The 14,612-nt window shown below is 26.7% G+C and carries 18 protein-coding genes; 17 read left to right on the forward strand and 1 reads right to left on the reverse strand.

Annotation, left to right across the window (positions count from 1 at the left end; genetic code table 11):
• Nucleotides 1–92 precede the first annotated feature (92 nt).
• Nucleotides 93–1,829: an Rqc2 family fibronectin-binding protein gene (locus tag J418_RS0110795; protein ID WP_017750784.1), complete on the reverse strand. Its 1,737-nt coding sequence runs from the start codon at nucleotides 1,827–1,829 to the stop codon at nucleotides 93–95.
• 147 nt (nucleotides 1,830–1,976) lie between these two features.
• On the opposite strand from J418_RS0110795, the gene dapF reads away from it, so the two are divergent.
• The 17 genes from dapF (at nucleotide 1,977) to spoIIIAB (ending at nucleotide 14,611) form a co-directional block, all read left to right on the forward strand.
• On the forward strand, nucleotides 1,977–2,798 hold the full coding sequence (gene dapF / locus J418_RS0110800) for a diaminopimelate epimerase (protein WP_017895566.1): 822 nt from the start codon (nucleotides 1,977–1,979) through the stop codon (nucleotides 2,796–2,798).
• A complete protein-coding gene (locus J418_RS0110805; protein WP_017895567.1) occupies nucleotides 2,798–3,859 on the forward strand; it encodes a hypothetical protein in 1,062 nt (353 codons plus the stop codon). The genes dapF and J418_RS0110805 overlap by 1 nt, the downstream gene beginning before the upstream one ends.
• A gap of 179 nt (nucleotides 3,860–4,038) precedes the next feature.
• A complete protein-coding gene (locus J418_RS0110810; protein ID WP_235806997.1) occupies nucleotides 4,039–5,448 on the forward strand; it encodes a GspE/PulE family protein in 1,410 nt (469 codons plus the stop codon).
• A 29-nt stretch (nucleotides 5,449–5,477) separates the two neighbouring features.
• Nucleotides 5,478–6,569, forward strand: coding sequence for a type II secretion system F family protein (locus J418_RS0110815; RefSeq protein WP_017750780.1), 1,092 nt, complete (start codon nucleotides 5,478–5,480; stop codon nucleotides 6,567–6,569).
• Nucleotides 6,570–6,585: 16 nt separating this feature from the next.
• Nucleotides 6,586–6,990, forward strand: a complete 405-nt coding sequence (locus J418_RS0110820) for a type II secretion system protein (protein WP_017750779.1) — start codon at nucleotides 6,586–6,588, stop codon at nucleotides 6,988–6,990.
• 27 nt (nucleotides 6,991–7,017) lie between these two features.
• The gene (locus J418_RS0110825; RefSeq protein ID WP_017750778.1) at nucleotides 7,018–7,470 is read left to right on the forward strand and encodes a prepilin-type N-terminal cleavage/methylation domain-containing protein; all 453 of its coding nucleotides are present in this window, start codon (nucleotides 7,018–7,020) and stop codon (nucleotides 7,468–7,470) included.
• Nucleotides 7,451–7,912: a type II secretion system protein gene (locus J418_RS0110830; protein WP_235806998.1), complete on the forward strand. Its 462-nt coding sequence runs from the start codon at nucleotides 7,451–7,453 to the stop codon at nucleotides 7,910–7,912. Before J418_RS0110825 ends, J418_RS0110830 begins: the two co-directional genes overlap by 20 nt.
• On the forward strand, nucleotides 7,881–8,369 hold the full coding sequence (locus J418_RS0110835; protein ID WP_017750776.1) for a prepilin-type N-terminal cleavage/methylation domain-containing protein: 489 nt from the start codon (nucleotides 7,881–7,883) through the stop codon (nucleotides 8,367–8,369). Before J418_RS0110830 ends, J418_RS0110835 begins: the two co-directional genes overlap by 32 nt.
• A gap of 68 nt (nucleotides 8,370–8,437) precedes the next feature.
• Complete coding sequence (locus tag J418_RS0110840; protein ID WP_235806999.1) at nucleotides 8,438–8,761, forward strand: hypothetical protein; 324 nt, start codon at nucleotides 8,438–8,440, stop codon at nucleotides 8,759–8,761.
• 41 nt (nucleotides 8,762–8,802) lie between these two features.
• Complete coding sequence (locus J418_RS0110845) at nucleotides 8,803–9,471, forward strand: hypothetical protein (RefSeq protein WP_017895568.1); 669 nt, start codon at nucleotides 8,803–8,805, stop codon at nucleotides 9,469–9,471.
• The gene (locus J418_RS0110850; protein WP_017750773.1) at nucleotides 9,468–9,929 is read left to right on the forward strand and encodes a hypothetical protein; all 462 of its coding nucleotides are present in this window, start codon (nucleotides 9,468–9,470) and stop codon (nucleotides 9,927–9,929) included. Before J418_RS0110845 ends, J418_RS0110850 begins: the two co-directional genes overlap by 4 nt.
• Nucleotides 9,930–9,941: 12 nt before the next feature.
• Nucleotides 9,942–10,346: a hypothetical protein gene (locus J418_RS0110855; RefSeq protein ID WP_017895569.1), complete on the forward strand. Its 405-nt coding sequence runs from the start codon at nucleotides 9,942–9,944 to the stop codon at nucleotides 10,344–10,346.
• Nucleotides 10,347–10,545: 199 nt separating this feature from the next.
• Nucleotides 10,546–11,622 (forward strand): M24 family metallopeptidase, encoded by a 1,077-nt coding sequence (locus J418_RS0110860; protein WP_017750771.1) that lies wholly within the window; start codon nucleotides 10,546–10,548, stop codon nucleotides 11,620–11,622.
• A 345-nt stretch (nucleotides 11,623–11,967) separates the two neighbouring features.
• Nucleotides 11,968–12,528: an elongation factor P gene (gene efp, locus J418_RS0110865; protein ID WP_017750770.1), complete on the forward strand. Its 561-nt coding sequence runs from the start codon at nucleotides 11,968–11,970 to the stop codon at nucleotides 12,526–12,528.
• Nucleotides 12,529–12,611: 83 nt separating this feature from the next.
• Nucleotides 12,612–13,016: a CD1247 N-terminal domain-containing protein gene (locus tag J418_RS0110870; protein WP_017895570.1), complete on the forward strand. Its 405-nt coding sequence runs from the start codon at nucleotides 12,612–12,614 to the stop codon at nucleotides 13,014–13,016.
• A gap of 157 nt (nucleotides 13,017–13,173) precedes the next feature.
• Nucleotides 13,174–14,100 (forward strand): stage III sporulation protein AA, encoded by a 927-nt coding sequence (gene spoIIIAA / locus J418_RS0110875; protein WP_017895571.1) that lies wholly within the window; start codon nucleotides 13,174–13,176, stop codon nucleotides 14,098–14,100.
• Nucleotides 14,093–14,611, forward strand: a complete 519-nt coding sequence (spoIIIAB, locus tag J418_RS0110880) for a stage III sporulation protein SpoIIIAB (protein WP_017750767.1) — start codon at nucleotides 14,093–14,095, stop codon at nucleotides 14,609–14,611. Before spoIIIAA ends, spoIIIAB begins: the two co-directional genes overlap by 8 nt.
• The last annotated feature ends 1 nt before the right edge of the window (nucleotide 14,612 follow it).

The following is a 14,612-nucleotide window of genomic DNA, read 5'->3' on the forward strand; positions in this document are numbered from 1 at the left end:
AAAATACCTTATGACCTCACTGGACCATTTTAAAGGATATATAAATTTCTAGTATAGTATATACTATATTGCAATCAATTTCAAGAAATTATTTATTGTAACTGCTTAATATCAGGTTTTACAGGATCTACATATATGGTCTTATTTGTATAATAGATTACCATACCAGGTTTTGAACCATTTGGTTTGTGTACGTTTTTTACATTAGTATAATCTACTGCCACCTTAGATGAATTTCTCGCTTTGCTGTAATATGCAGAAAGTGCGGCAGCTTCTTCTAAAGTACTATCAGGAACATTTCCAAAGTTTTTAACTATTACATGGGAGCCTGGAACCTTTTTTGTATGAAGCCATATATCTCTCTTTTCTGCAAATTTTAAAGTTAAATTGTCATTTTGCAAATTATTTTTACCTACATATATTTCAACGCCATCACTTGATATGAATTTCATAGGCTTAGATGGTTTGGAATTCTTGGATTTGGATGACTTTTTAAATCGTATATATCTACTTTCCATTAATTCTCTCTTTATTTCCTCTATATCTTCATAGCTGTCTGCATTTTTTATATTTGAGGAAACTGAATTTAAATATTCTAATTCTTTTTCCGTAAGAGAAAGTTGTTCTGCTGCAGCTTTTTCTGTTTTCTTTAGCTTATTGTACTTTTTAAAATATTTTTGTATATTTTCAGAAGGGGTTTTATTTTCATCTAGTTTTATGTCTACATATTCTAGTTTATCACTGTAGAAATTTTGTATATGTGCGAAACTATCGCCTTTTTTTATTGCATATATATTAGAAGTTAACAACTCACCTATTATTTTATATTTGTCTTTTTCACCAGATTTTTTTAGATCATTCATAAGAATCTTTTTCTTTTTTTCACATCGTTCTAAATTGACGTTTATTAATTTTTGAAGATCAGAACTCTTGCTATTTAATCTGTCAGCCTTATCCTTTTCAAAATAGAACTCTTCAAGAAGCTTGGATGGAGATTCATATATTTTGTATTCAGAATTATATACATATGTTAATTTCAAACAATAAAAATCTTTTATTCTATTGTTTTTTAAATATGAACTAAAGTGAAATTTATTGTCAATAATTTGTTCAAATGTTCTTTTGGAGAAATCAAGCATATAATCAATCCAGTTTTTAGCATAGTCACTATATTGGTTGATAAATTTCATGTATAGTTCTTTGGAGAATATACCACTTACTCCAGTAAAAATGTTTGAAAAAATCTTATCATCCAATACAAGTGAGTTTTTTTGAATAAATTGTTCTAAATTGTTTTTATCATAGTTTAGAGGATTTAATTTATTTGAATTTGGAGGAAATACATATTCTATGCCGGGATATATGGACCTAATCGAATTTATCTCACGAGTAAGATGTTTTATACTATCCATAATTAAATTATCCCTTTTTCTTATAAGAGTTATGTTGCTGTGCCTTCCCATAATTTCAACTGCTAATGTGTATATGCTGTTGAATCCCATTTCATCTGAACTTTCAAAATCCATAAAAAGTATTCTGTCAGTATCTAATTGCCTTATATTTATTAGACGTGCTGAACTTATATGTTTTCTAAGAACCATGCAGAACATAGGTGCCTTTTTAGGATTGATTTTATTTATTTCAGTGAGATGTATTTTAGGATAAACAGAACTTGAACTTATTAAAAGTTTGTGATTTTTTCTATTGTTTTTTATAGTTAGAACTATTTCATCCTTTTCTGGTTGATTTATTTTTTCAACTTTACCACCAACTAAAGTAGTTCTCAACTCATTTAGTATGCTATATATATAAATACCGTCTAAAGCCATATATTTCATCCTTTCATATCTGTATATTTATAAATTATATCATTTTAAATTTTTAAAATAAAGTTATTATAAACTTATTGATAAAAGGTGACTACAGTAGTAAACTTAAACCAAATAAAATTTTGAGGAAGGGTGAAAATTAAATATATGAAATTTACTAAAATTCAAGGCAGCGGGAATGATTTCATAATAATTGATGATAGAGAAAATAAATTTTTAGGAAAGGAGGAAAAGCTTGCAGTAAAACTTTGTGATAGACATTTTGGAATTGGTGCAGATGGTATTTTATTAATAAGAAAAAGTAAGCTGGCATTAATTGAAATGGTAATAATTAATTCTGATGGTTCTTATGCAGCTATGTGTGGAAATGGTATAAGATGCTTTGCAAAATATGTTTTCGATGAGGGAATAATAAAAGATAATCCTTTGAAAATTCAAACCGGAGATGGAATAAAAGAAGCGTTTTTCACATTAAAGGATGGAATAGTGGACAAAGTTACCATAAATATGGGAGCACCTTCCTTTAAGCCGCAAGATATACCGGCAAATTGCAGTGAAGAAATAATAGACAAAAAAGTAAATATAGATGGTAAACAGTATTCCATTACAACTATGCTTATGGGAGTGCCTCATACAATAGTATTTGGAAAATTAAAAAATTATGATGTATTGGAAGGAAGAGTTATTGAAAAATATGGCCTTTTTCCAGAAGGTAGTAATGTGAATTTTTGTGAAGTGATTGATGATAAAAATATCAAGATAAAAACTTGGGAAAGAGGTGCAGGGGCAACTCTTGCATGTGGTACTGGATGTTGTGCATCGGCAATTGCATCAAACAAGTTGGGATTTACAGGTAATAAGGTTTTAGTTAAAGCACCTGGAGGCAAACTATTAATTGAGATAAAAGATGACGGGATTTTTATGACCGGTTCTGCAGTTATTTCTTTTAAAGGGGAATGCAAAATGTAATGAAAGACTTTGTAAAGAATATGCTTTTAATAATTGTATTTTTTGCGGTGTTGATATTGGTTGGCTGTGGAGTCAAAAAGGAAGAAATTGATAAATTTTCAGTGCCTAAATATTCTAATGTAATTGTACTGGAAAGTAATAAAGGTAAAAAGAGAATTTTTAATATAGAAAATGATGCATTAAACGAAAATAATTCTTATGTGGATATATTGGATTTAAACTATAATTTGTCAAAATCTGTTTATGTATATTTATTGAGTAAAAAAGGTAATGAAAATAAAATTCAAATAATTAACAAAAATTCTAAAATAGAATTAAATGATTTTTTTTCTGCATCTGATATAAAATTAAATCAATCTGGAGATAAAATTGCTTTTAGAATTTATAAAACAGATTCTACATCCAGTGCACAGGGAATGAAAATATATGATATAAAAAATAATAAATATATAAATTTAAAATCTAATGTACTGGTCTCAGGTAATCTATATGCATGGTTGGATGAAAATAGAATAATTTATTATGGTAGTAAGGCAGGAGAAAAAAATTCTACTAAAATATATGCATACAATATAGAGAATAATAAAGAAAGTCAGTATTATGACAATATAAATGGATATTGCATGTATGTTTTTCCTGTAAATAATAATATATTGTATGTATCAGGAATTGGAGATAATCAATTTCTTTATTACTATGACAAGACTAATAATACTACCAGGGTTTTAGACAAAAATATAACAGGAATATACAAATCTATAAAAGATGATAAAAGAAAAAAGATATTTTTTATAGCTAAACAGAGAAATAATGTATGTGCATTATATGAATTCTCTTATGAAAATCTTACTTTAAACAGGATTACTTATGATTTTCCTAAATTTATAGGCGCATCTTATGGAATTGCAGAAGATAGAGATGAAAATATTTATTTTACAGGTTATGATACTGAGGAAAATGAAAACAATATGGATGTCTATATGTATAATATAAAACAAAAGTCTATAAATCTTTTATCTAATCATGAGTCTTTATATAAAATATATGGAAGTGAAAACTAGTTGTATTGTTATGAAATAGAGCTGTCTCAAAATTTTGAGACAGCTCTTACGATCTTAATAATTTCAATATAGAAAATATACAGATTATTTATAAAAATCTAAAATAAGAATAAAATTATGTTTAAAAATCAGTTTTGTGGAAATAATGTTAGATACATATAGTATATAAAAAGAGGTGAATGTTTTTGGAGTGCAAAGAAACTGAAAATTTAGATTTGCCAAATATTAAATTTGATACGAAATTGATAGGAATGATACCAGAAGAAATAGCAAGAGAAAATTGTGTTTTAGTATTTAAAAAATTTGAAGATAAAGTGTATGCAGCTGTAGATAAAATTCCTGATTTTCAAGTTGTAGAAAAATTAAAATTTATTTTAAAAAAGAATATAGTTTTTTTCAAGGCAAAACGAAAATATATTTTAAGACTCATAGAAAGATATTATTGTAAAGAAAGAATAAAGTATGTTAATCAAAATTATGAATTTATAGACAGAAACAGACAAAAAGAATATGAGGTTGAAGTATCAGATTCTCCCGTAGTAAAGACAGCAAATCATATAATTGACAGAGCAATAGAGGATAGGGCAAGTGATATCCATATAGAACCATTTCAGTATAGTATAAATGTAAGATTTAGAATAGATGGAGTAATATATGAGTATATAAAGATGCCTAATAAGATATATCCTCTTATATGTACTAGAATTAAAATAATGTCGGATTTGGATATAGCAGAGAGGAGAATTCCCCAAGATGGCAATATAAAATACACTAAGGATGGAAAAGATTACAATATAAGGGTATCTACTATTCCAACCATATATGGAGAAAAATTTGTTCTTAGAATATTATACAAAGGCAGCAATATGAAGCAGCTTTCTAAATTGGGATTTCTCGAAAATGATATAATAAAAATACAAAATATGATAAATTATCCAAATGGAATACTTCTTGTTATAGGTCCAACCGGAGTAGGTAAAACAACTACGCTTTATTCACTTATGGATAATTTTAATAGATATGAAAAGAATATAGTAACCATAGAAGATCCAGTAGAGTATACAATGGATGGTATAAACCAGATCAATGTAAATAACAAAATAAATTTTGGATTTGCAAATGTGCTGAGAAGCGTGCTTCGTCAGGATCCCGATATTATAATGATTGGGGAAATAAGGGATGAAGAAACTGCGAATATAGCAATTAGAGCAGCTATAACAGGACATTTAGTTCTTAGTACTCTTCATACCAATGATTCACATGAAGTAATATTAAGACTTGAGAATATGGGCATTCCATCATATCTAATAAAAGATTCTTTAATAGGAGTAATATCACAGAGATTGGTTAGAAAGCTTTGTCCACACTGCATGAAAAAAAGTAATGAAGATTCAAAAAGTGAAATCATATATGAAAGTAATGGATGTGAAAAATGTAATTATACAGGATATATGGGCAGGACAGTAACATATGAAATAAATTTTATTAAGAATAATGATAAGGATACATGTTCAATTAAAGAAAATTCCATAAATTTAGTAAAGCGAGGAATTACCACTTATGCTGAAATTGACAAGTTAAATCTTTAATTATATAAAATACAAATGAAAGGATATGTATGATACTATTAAAAAAATTGGATTTTAGATTTATATGTGGAAAATTGCCATTTATGAAACCCAATATATCTACTGTAGCTATTCTATGCAGTAAATTGAGTATAATGTTTAGTTCAGGTATAGGTATATCTAAAATATTTGATAATATTGAAATACAGACAAAAAACATTTATTTAAAATATATTTTGAGAGATATAAAATACGAAATTTTATGTGGAAATAGTATATATTACAGTATGAAAAAATTTAGAAAAGTATTTCCTAGCTATATGATAGAGATGATAGGTATTGGAGAAGAAGCAGGAAGACTGGAAGACGTATTGAAAGAGTTATCTAAATATTATGAATATCAGCATAGAATATATTCCAATTTGAAGTCTGCACTTATATACCCTGTAATAACGTTTACGACAGCTATATGTATTATTATATTTTTAATGAGCAGTATAATGCCGGGATTTATTGATTTGCTTGCTTTGAATAATGCAGAAATTCCACTTTTAACTAAATTAATCATAAAAATATTTGAAGCTTCTAAAGAATATACTTTTCACATTATTATTTTTATCATAATTGGTATTATTGCTGGATATAGGTATTCTAAAAGTATTAAGGGAATAAATACTATAGAAAAAATAAAGCTGAGAACGCCTTACTTTGGAAGAATATATAATCAAATAATACTTCTGAAAATAGTTTCCTCCATGAAAATACTTAATTTTGCAGGAGTGAACATTTTAAAAGCGCTGGATATAACGTCAAAAACGTTTAATAACAATATTATGGAAAAGAAAATGGATTCGTGTGTTAAAAGAATAAAAGATGGTGAGGGTATAAATAGTGCATTCTCTAATGAAAAAATAGGAAATGAGTTATTTGTATCCATGATAGAGATAGGTGAGAAAACAGGGAAATTAGATTTAATGTTTGAAAAATTACAACTAATATATATAGATAATCTAAAAAGAAGTTTAAATTTATTAATGAAATTTGTAGAACCTGTTATGATAGTATTTCTATCGATTTTTATAGGTATTTTTGTAATAGCTGCAATTATGCCTGTATTTAGTATTATGGATTCAATTTCATAGGAATGAGGAGGTAACAATGAATAATAAAAATATAAGAAAGCTTAAGGGATTTACTTTAATAGAATTATTGCTGGTAGTATCTATAATCTTAATTCTCATGGGATTTTTAGTGCCTAAATTTTCATCATACGAAAATAAAGTGAAGTCTACTAAAGCTGTAAATACAGCTAAACAACTTCAAACAGCTGCTGTAGCAAGTTATGGTGATAATAATGGAAAGTTTCTAAAAGAAGATGTACAAAAATGTATAGATGAACTGACCTCTGCTCAAGAACCAAAAGTATTGGATAATGGTTTAGAAGGTCAAAGTATAAGTATAAATTATAAGAGTGATGATAAGGATTATACAGTTTATATAGATGCACTGGAAAATAATTATACAGTAAAGGATCAAAATGGATCTCAAATATATCCTAAATAGATTTATTATAATGTGGAGTTGTTTATTGTGAATGTTAAAATTTTAAAAAAGTCAGGTTTTACATTAATTGAGTTAATGATTGTTATAAGTATCATATCTGTTATATTTAGCTTTAGTTTAATAAAGTTTAATGGATTTAATAGTTTGAAAGATAGGATATATGTGGATGAATTAAATAACAAAATACTTAGTTTTATAGTTAAATCTAAAATGTATTGCAAAGATAAGGACTCATCTGGATATATACGCTTTGACCAAAACAATAATAATATTATCTATTATAATAATTTAACTAGAGTCTATAAAATGAATTTGCCTGAAGAATTTAAATTAAGTATCAATACAGAAGATAATAAAGTTCATATAAATAATGATGGTATGATACAAAATGCGTTTAGTATAAAATTTCAGGATGGAAAGGGGGAAATGCACTGTATTACAGTGAATGTTGGAACGTTCTATGCAGATATCAAATATTAAATTCAGTATAAAGATAAAAAAAGGTTTTACTATGATAGAAGTTTTATGTAGTATATGTATATTTATAATGCTGTTTACTACAGCTTTTAGAATACAACTTAATGTATTTAAAATGCAGAAATACAATAAAAGCATAAATGATTGTACTTATACAGTAGAATCTATAAAAAACAACATGATTTATAATTTAAGTTATGATGATATATTGAAATTGGATTCTAATAATATGAAATATATGGAAGTAAATAATTTTTTGAAATTTAATTATACAAGTGATAATATTTTAAATTTGTTTTCACGTATAAAACCAAAAGGGAGTTATATAGAAATAAATATAGAGAAAGGTGAAATACTTAAGATTAAATTGAAATCAAATCAAAATTTATATGGAATCAACAGAGTAAGGGAGTGTGAATTTTATAAAGGAAACTTTGAAAGGTAATGCAAAAAAAGGTTTTACTGTTATTGAAATATTAATAACCATATCGATAATATCAATAATAACTACAGTTGAAATTACAGCTATACTTAAATATATGAAATTAAACAGGATGGAAATAAGTTCAAGCAGAGAAAAATTTTATATCGATGAGGCTTTCATGATAATAGAAAATCAAATTGATAGTGCAAAATATATAGAAATTAAGGATAATATGATCGCTTTAAATAGATATGATAACAGAGGATGGGATTATATAAAAAATAAAAATTCAACATTGGTGCTTTCTTATGGATACAACAACTATTATACAAACAATAGAATTTTAAAACATATATCAGATTTTAAAATTACTCAAATGGAAAATGTATGTTATATGCAAATAAAAACTGAGAAAGGTAATGTGTATAAAAAATGTTTTGGGATAGAACGAAAAAAGCTAAGAAAGGATTTGTACTGATTTATGCTATATTTATAGGACTTATATGTGTACTTATTTCTATAACTTGCTATAATATGGAGACTCTTGTGAAGTCAAGTAATATGAGTAATTATAATAGTGCTTTTAAAGTAGAGGATATTCAACAATGTAGAGAAAATTTGCTTACAAAATTAAATCTATATATTAATGGAAGCATAGAATATCAAAGTGAGGGGGATATAAATAAACATTTTTTAAATTTAAAGGATTTCAGAATCTATTATGAAAAAAGTTATATCTATTATGATAAAGATAATGACATATTTAAGTTGGAATATATTATAAATAACAAGCCATATAGAGAGGAATCATATGAATATAAAATAGAAAAAGGTCAAATGAAATATGGATGTATAAATTATTCTTATTGAAAATAAAAATATAAGTTTATTTGTAGAGGAGATAATATAAGATGTGGAAAACTGATATTTTTGAGTTAAACTCCAAAAATAAAACTTTACAGATTGCTGAATTGCAAAGAATTAAGGTGAATTTGAAATCTAAAAAAATAATTATATTGGTACATGGTGAAGAAATATATGTAGAAAATATGATTATACCTAAAATAAGAAAAAAGAGTATATATGAATTAATAGAAGAAAAGTTGAGAAACAGGTTTAAGAAATTAGATAATATAATGTTCTCTTATAATATAAATTCACACAATAAACTTGAGTTAAATGTAGATGTATTATGTATGAATTGGGATAATTTTGAGCTTTTTAAAAAGCTTTCTGAAAGTAAAGTTGATGTTAAAGGGGTAATTCCTGTACAGTTGTATGCTTTAGAAAAATATAATAAGAAGATATATAAAAAACAATGTATATTTTTGACGTTTTTCAAAAATATTGCCTATATAATTGCATGTTATAACAATAAAATTATATTTAATGATGTGTTTGAAGTTAAATCTAAAGAGGATGTAATATATTGCATTGAGGAATTTAGATTAAGGTTAAATATTTTAGTCCCAAGGATAGAATTTAAGCATATAGAAATTTTAAATTTGCCATATAAAGGATTATTGGAAGAATTATCGCAATATTATAATTGTAATGATTTGGGAGAATTAAGTATATGAATATTTATTTTTTACCAAAGTGGTATTTGCAGGATAAATTACTTAAAAAATATAAGAGGCTTAAACTTATAATATTAGTATTTTTTATCATGAATATAATATTATTTCATAGTATGATTTTTCAAAAAAGTAAATTGGAAAGTCTCCAAAATAATTTAATGGATAAAAGACAGCAATATACATTGAAGAAAAGTAAAAATATAAACCAGAATGTTAAGTCCATGGATACATATTTAAATTTTTTTAGCAACTTTCATGTATATGAAGAATTTAGAAATGTAAGTGTAGAAAATAATAATATTCAATTAGAGTTTGTAGGAAACGATAGTTCATTTTCTAAATTCATTAAAGCAGTTGAAAATTCTAATAAATTTACAATAGTTAATATAAATTCATTGGAAGAAAGTAAAAATAAGGATAAGCACTTATGGCAAATTGAATTAAAGTCTAAATTATAAGGTGGGAAAGTTATGAAGTATTCAAAATATATATATATAATAATTTCTATGAGTGTACTGTGTTTTATATTTATTGTAAAAAATTTTTATATAATAAGAAGTATAAATGAAAAACAAGATGAACTCATTAGAATAGAGAGAAAATTTAATAGGTTAAATATAAAAAAAGAAACAAGCTACAGCGATACAATAAATAGTTTGAAGAATATAGAAGGAATCAAAATATTGAGTTTTATGAATAATAATAAAGGATATATTGCAGTTGCAAGTATTACATTAAAGGATAGTAACAAAGTTAAGAACACATTTGAAAAAATTAAAATGATAAAAAATTTTTATTGCGTAGATAGTATAAAAGTTGATACTTATACAGATAAAAATTTAGGTCACATTATTAATATTAATTTTTCAAAATAAATTAAAAATATTAGGATATTTTCCAGGTATAGATGTTTATTATGGTATTTGCAAATAAGCATAAGTTTTGATAAAATAACATTGTTTAGCATATATTTATTTTTATTAATTTATTTTACCTCTATGGAGAATAATAAGTATTAAAATGGAAAGAATAAATTATAAAGACCTTGCTAAAACTTATTAGGGGGAATTTTGGGTGTTTAAAGGTAGAATTGAAAAATTAAGAGAAGCTATGAACCAAAAAGGCTTAGACGGAGTTTTACTGTTGGGAGATCCAAATAGAAATTATTTAAGTGGATTTACAGGAAATGAAAGTTATTCTCTGATAACAAAAAATCAGGCTTTTTTTATAACAGATTCTAGATTTACACAACAGGCTAAACAGCAAGTTGAAGATTATGAAGTTCTTGAATATAGTAAAAGCGGTTCTTTTGTAGATTTTTTGTCAGATTTAGTTCAAGAAACATCTATTAAAAGATTAGGATTTGAGGAAAATATAATTACCTATAGCATCTATAAACTTTATAAGAGCAAAGTAAATTGTGATTTTATTCCCATGCATGGTATAGTTGAAAAAATAAGAATAATAAAGGATGACGAAGAGTTAAAGTTAATAAAAAGTGCAGCTGAAATTGCGGATAAAGCTTTTGCACATATGATTGATTATATAAAACCTGGAATGACTGAAATACAGATAGGATTGGAATTAGAGTTTTATATGAAAAAGCTGGGAGCTTCGGATTTGTCATTCCCATCCATAGTAGCTTCTGGAGTTAGATCTAGTCTTCCACATGGTGAAGCTACCAATAAAGTTGTAAATAGAGGCGAGTTTTTAACATTGGATTTTGGATGTATATATAGAGAATATTGTTCTGATATGACAAGAACTTTGGTAATTGGAAAACCATCTGATAAAATGGTGGAAATGTATAGTATAGTGTTAGAAGCACAAAAATTAGCTTTAAAAGAGTATAAGCCTGGTGTACCAGCTATGGAAGTAGATGCTGTTGCAAGAAACTATATATCCAATAGGGGATATGGAGAGTATTTTGGCCATAGCCTCGGTCATGGAGTTGGAAGAGAGATTCATGAGTCACCAGTAATTGGATATAGAAATAAAAGCAAGCTAGTAGAAAATATGGTAGTTACAGATGAGCCGGGAATTTATATACCAGATTTTGGAGGGCTAAGGATAGAAGATCTATTAGTAGTTACCAAAGATGGAGGAAAAGTATTATCAAAGTCACCTAAAGAAATGATTTGCATAGGTTAATATTTTATAGTTAGGTTATAACACTACTTATTGATAGTCTTAAGTAATTATTTCATATATTGGAAAGATAATTAGTATAGAATATTCTATTTGAGTAAGTGTTGCTAATATATTCAAATATAATTTAACAGGTCAAATAAAAAACAAGAAAGGGGTCAAATGTCGTTAACCAGCATATGATATAATTTTTTTATTCTATGTTGGTAATTAGGGTGTAATTATATCCGAATTTAAGCCTCAGGAGTACTAGACCAAAGATAATTAGCATTTTAGATGTGAAATCAAGTATTATGAATGAGGAAGTAAACTTTAATATATTTATAGTTTGCATAACGGCGTATTTATATGATATCAGCAGGAGATTTAAGAAAAGGAACAACTTTTGAGCAAGATGGACAAGTGTATACTGTAATAGACTTTTTACATGTAAAACCAGGTAAAGGAGCAGCTTTTGTAAGGACAAAACTTAAAAATGTTATAACTGGGGCAGTTACAGAGACTACTTTTAATCCAACTGCAAAACTTCAGGAAGCAGTTATAGAGAGAAAGGAAATGCAATATCTGTATTCTGATGGAGAACTTTACTACTTTATGGATCAGGAAACATTTGAACAAATCCCTTTGGAACATGAAAAGGTAGAAGACGCAATAAAGTTCTTAAAAGAAAACATGTTTGCCACAATAAAATTCTACAAAAATGAGGCATTTTCTGTAGAAGCACCAAATTTTGTTGAACTTCAAATAACACATACAGAACCTGGAGTAAAGGGAAATACAGCTACTAATGTGTTAAAGCCGGCTACACTTGAAACTGGAGCAATTGTTCAGGTACCTATATTTGTAAATGAAGGTGAAACTATAAGAGTTGATACGAGAACTGGAGAATATATGGAGAGAGTTCAATAGTATTCAGGTTGGATATATCTGAAGAATATATATTTATATTTTATGGTATACTATAGAAAAGATGATTTTAAGGGTGTGATATTATGAATTCTATTACTTCGAGAGTGGCTTATCTTAAAGGATTAGTTAATGGACTTGAAATAGACAAAGACAGTAAAGAAGGCAAGGTGCTTTTAGAAATTATAAATTTACTTTATGATATGTCTGATGAAATTTCTGAAGTGTCTAGAAATCAGAGAACAATGAATGAATATTTAGACGATATTCACGAAGATTTATCTGATTTAGTGGACAATGTAAACTATGATGATTATGAAACCTTAGAAGATATTGAAGATAATTTTCAGGAGGTGGACTGCCCTAACTGCGGCGATCTTGTTTATGTAGATAAAGATATTATGGGAAGTAAAGAGGCAATAGTGTGCCCCAGCTGTCATGGAAAAATATCACTGCCAATTAAAGATAATAAAGATAATAAAGATAATTAAATCAATAAATCAATATATTATTAATTATGTATAAAAAGTTATTTAAATAATTTTATTTAAATAACTTTTTTTGTTTTGCAATTTTTTTCTGATTATCTGGAATAATTTTATGTAAATAAAAATAGAAATTAATATAAAGAAAGGAGAGATAAAAAATATGGATACTAAAGAAATTCTGAATATACTGCCAGAAAGATTAAAAAATGAAATCAGGGATTTTATAACGGATAAGGAGTTGCAAGAAATAAGAATTAAAATAAATGAACCGCTAATACTTCAAGTGGGAAATAGAGAAATCATATGCAAATATGTGGCATGCATACAAGATTTAAGTACAATAATTAAAAGGATGAGCAATTATTCTATTTATGCTTTTGAAGAAGAAATGAGACGTGGTTATATAACTATAAGTGGTGGACATAGAATAGGAATTTGTGGAAGATGTGTAATCGAAAAAGGCGAAGTTAAAACTATCAAGGACGTATCATCTTTAAATATAAGAATATGTAGAGAAATTATTGGATGTTCTAATAAGATAATGAAATTTATTGCTAGTGAAAATAAAATCATAAATACTATAATAATTTCTCCTCCTAAATGTGGCAAGACAACTTTTATAAGAGATATAACAAAGAATATATCAAATGGAATTAAAGCTATGGATTTTAAAGGAAAAAAGGTATGCATAGTAGATGAAAGAAGTGAAATTGGAGCTTGTTCATGTGGAGTTCCACAATTGAATATAGGAATGAGAACTGATGTATTGGATGGATGTTTAAAAAGCGAAGGCATAATTATGGCAATAAGAAGCATGTCACCAGATGTTATTGTTTGCGATGAAATCGGAAGCTATAAAGATATGGACAGCATAGTTACAGCACTTAATTCTGGAGTAAGCCTGATAACAACAATACATGGTTATGGAGTACAGGATTTGGAAAACAGACCTGTTTTTAAAACAATACTTGAGAACAAAGTATTTAGAAGAGCTATAGTTTTAAGTGGTAGAAATGGAGCAGGCACAATAGAGTATGTATATGATTTTCCTAATAAAAAAAAGATCATAGGTGAATATATTGATTAAGCTTATAGGGTGTATTATGATACTTTGTTCTGCTACAGCTTTTGGGTTTAATTATGGTGAGAAGTTGAAAAACAGGACCAAAGAGCTTAAAGAATTGCAGAGATGTATATATGAGATTCAAAGTCATATAATATATACTCATACTCCATTGCCAGAAGCTGTATCAAATGTAGCATCCAAGGCGGAGCAACCTATTTCAACACTGCTTATGGAAATTTTTCATATGTTAGATGAAAACAAGGTGGATAATGTTTACCAGGCATTTAAAAATGCTTTTTTAAAACAAAGGGAAATACTTAATTTGAAAGATGAAGATATAGATGTTATTTTAGATCTTTCTAAATCTTTAGGTGAATCTGATATAGAAGGACAAAAGGCTGTATTCTCTTTAACAATTGAAGATATGAAAAAACAGATAAAAATATCCGAGTCAATTTTAAAAAAGAATCTAAAGATGTACAGGTGTTTAGGATTTTCTGTGGGTGCTGTTATAGTAATACTTCTAATTTAAC

Source organism: Clostridium tyrobutyricum DSM 2637 = ATCC 25755 = JCM 11008 (assembly GCF_000359585.1).
Lineage (GTDB): Bacteria > Bacillota > Clostridia > Clostridiales > Clostridiaceae > Clostridium_B > Clostridium_B tyrobutyricum.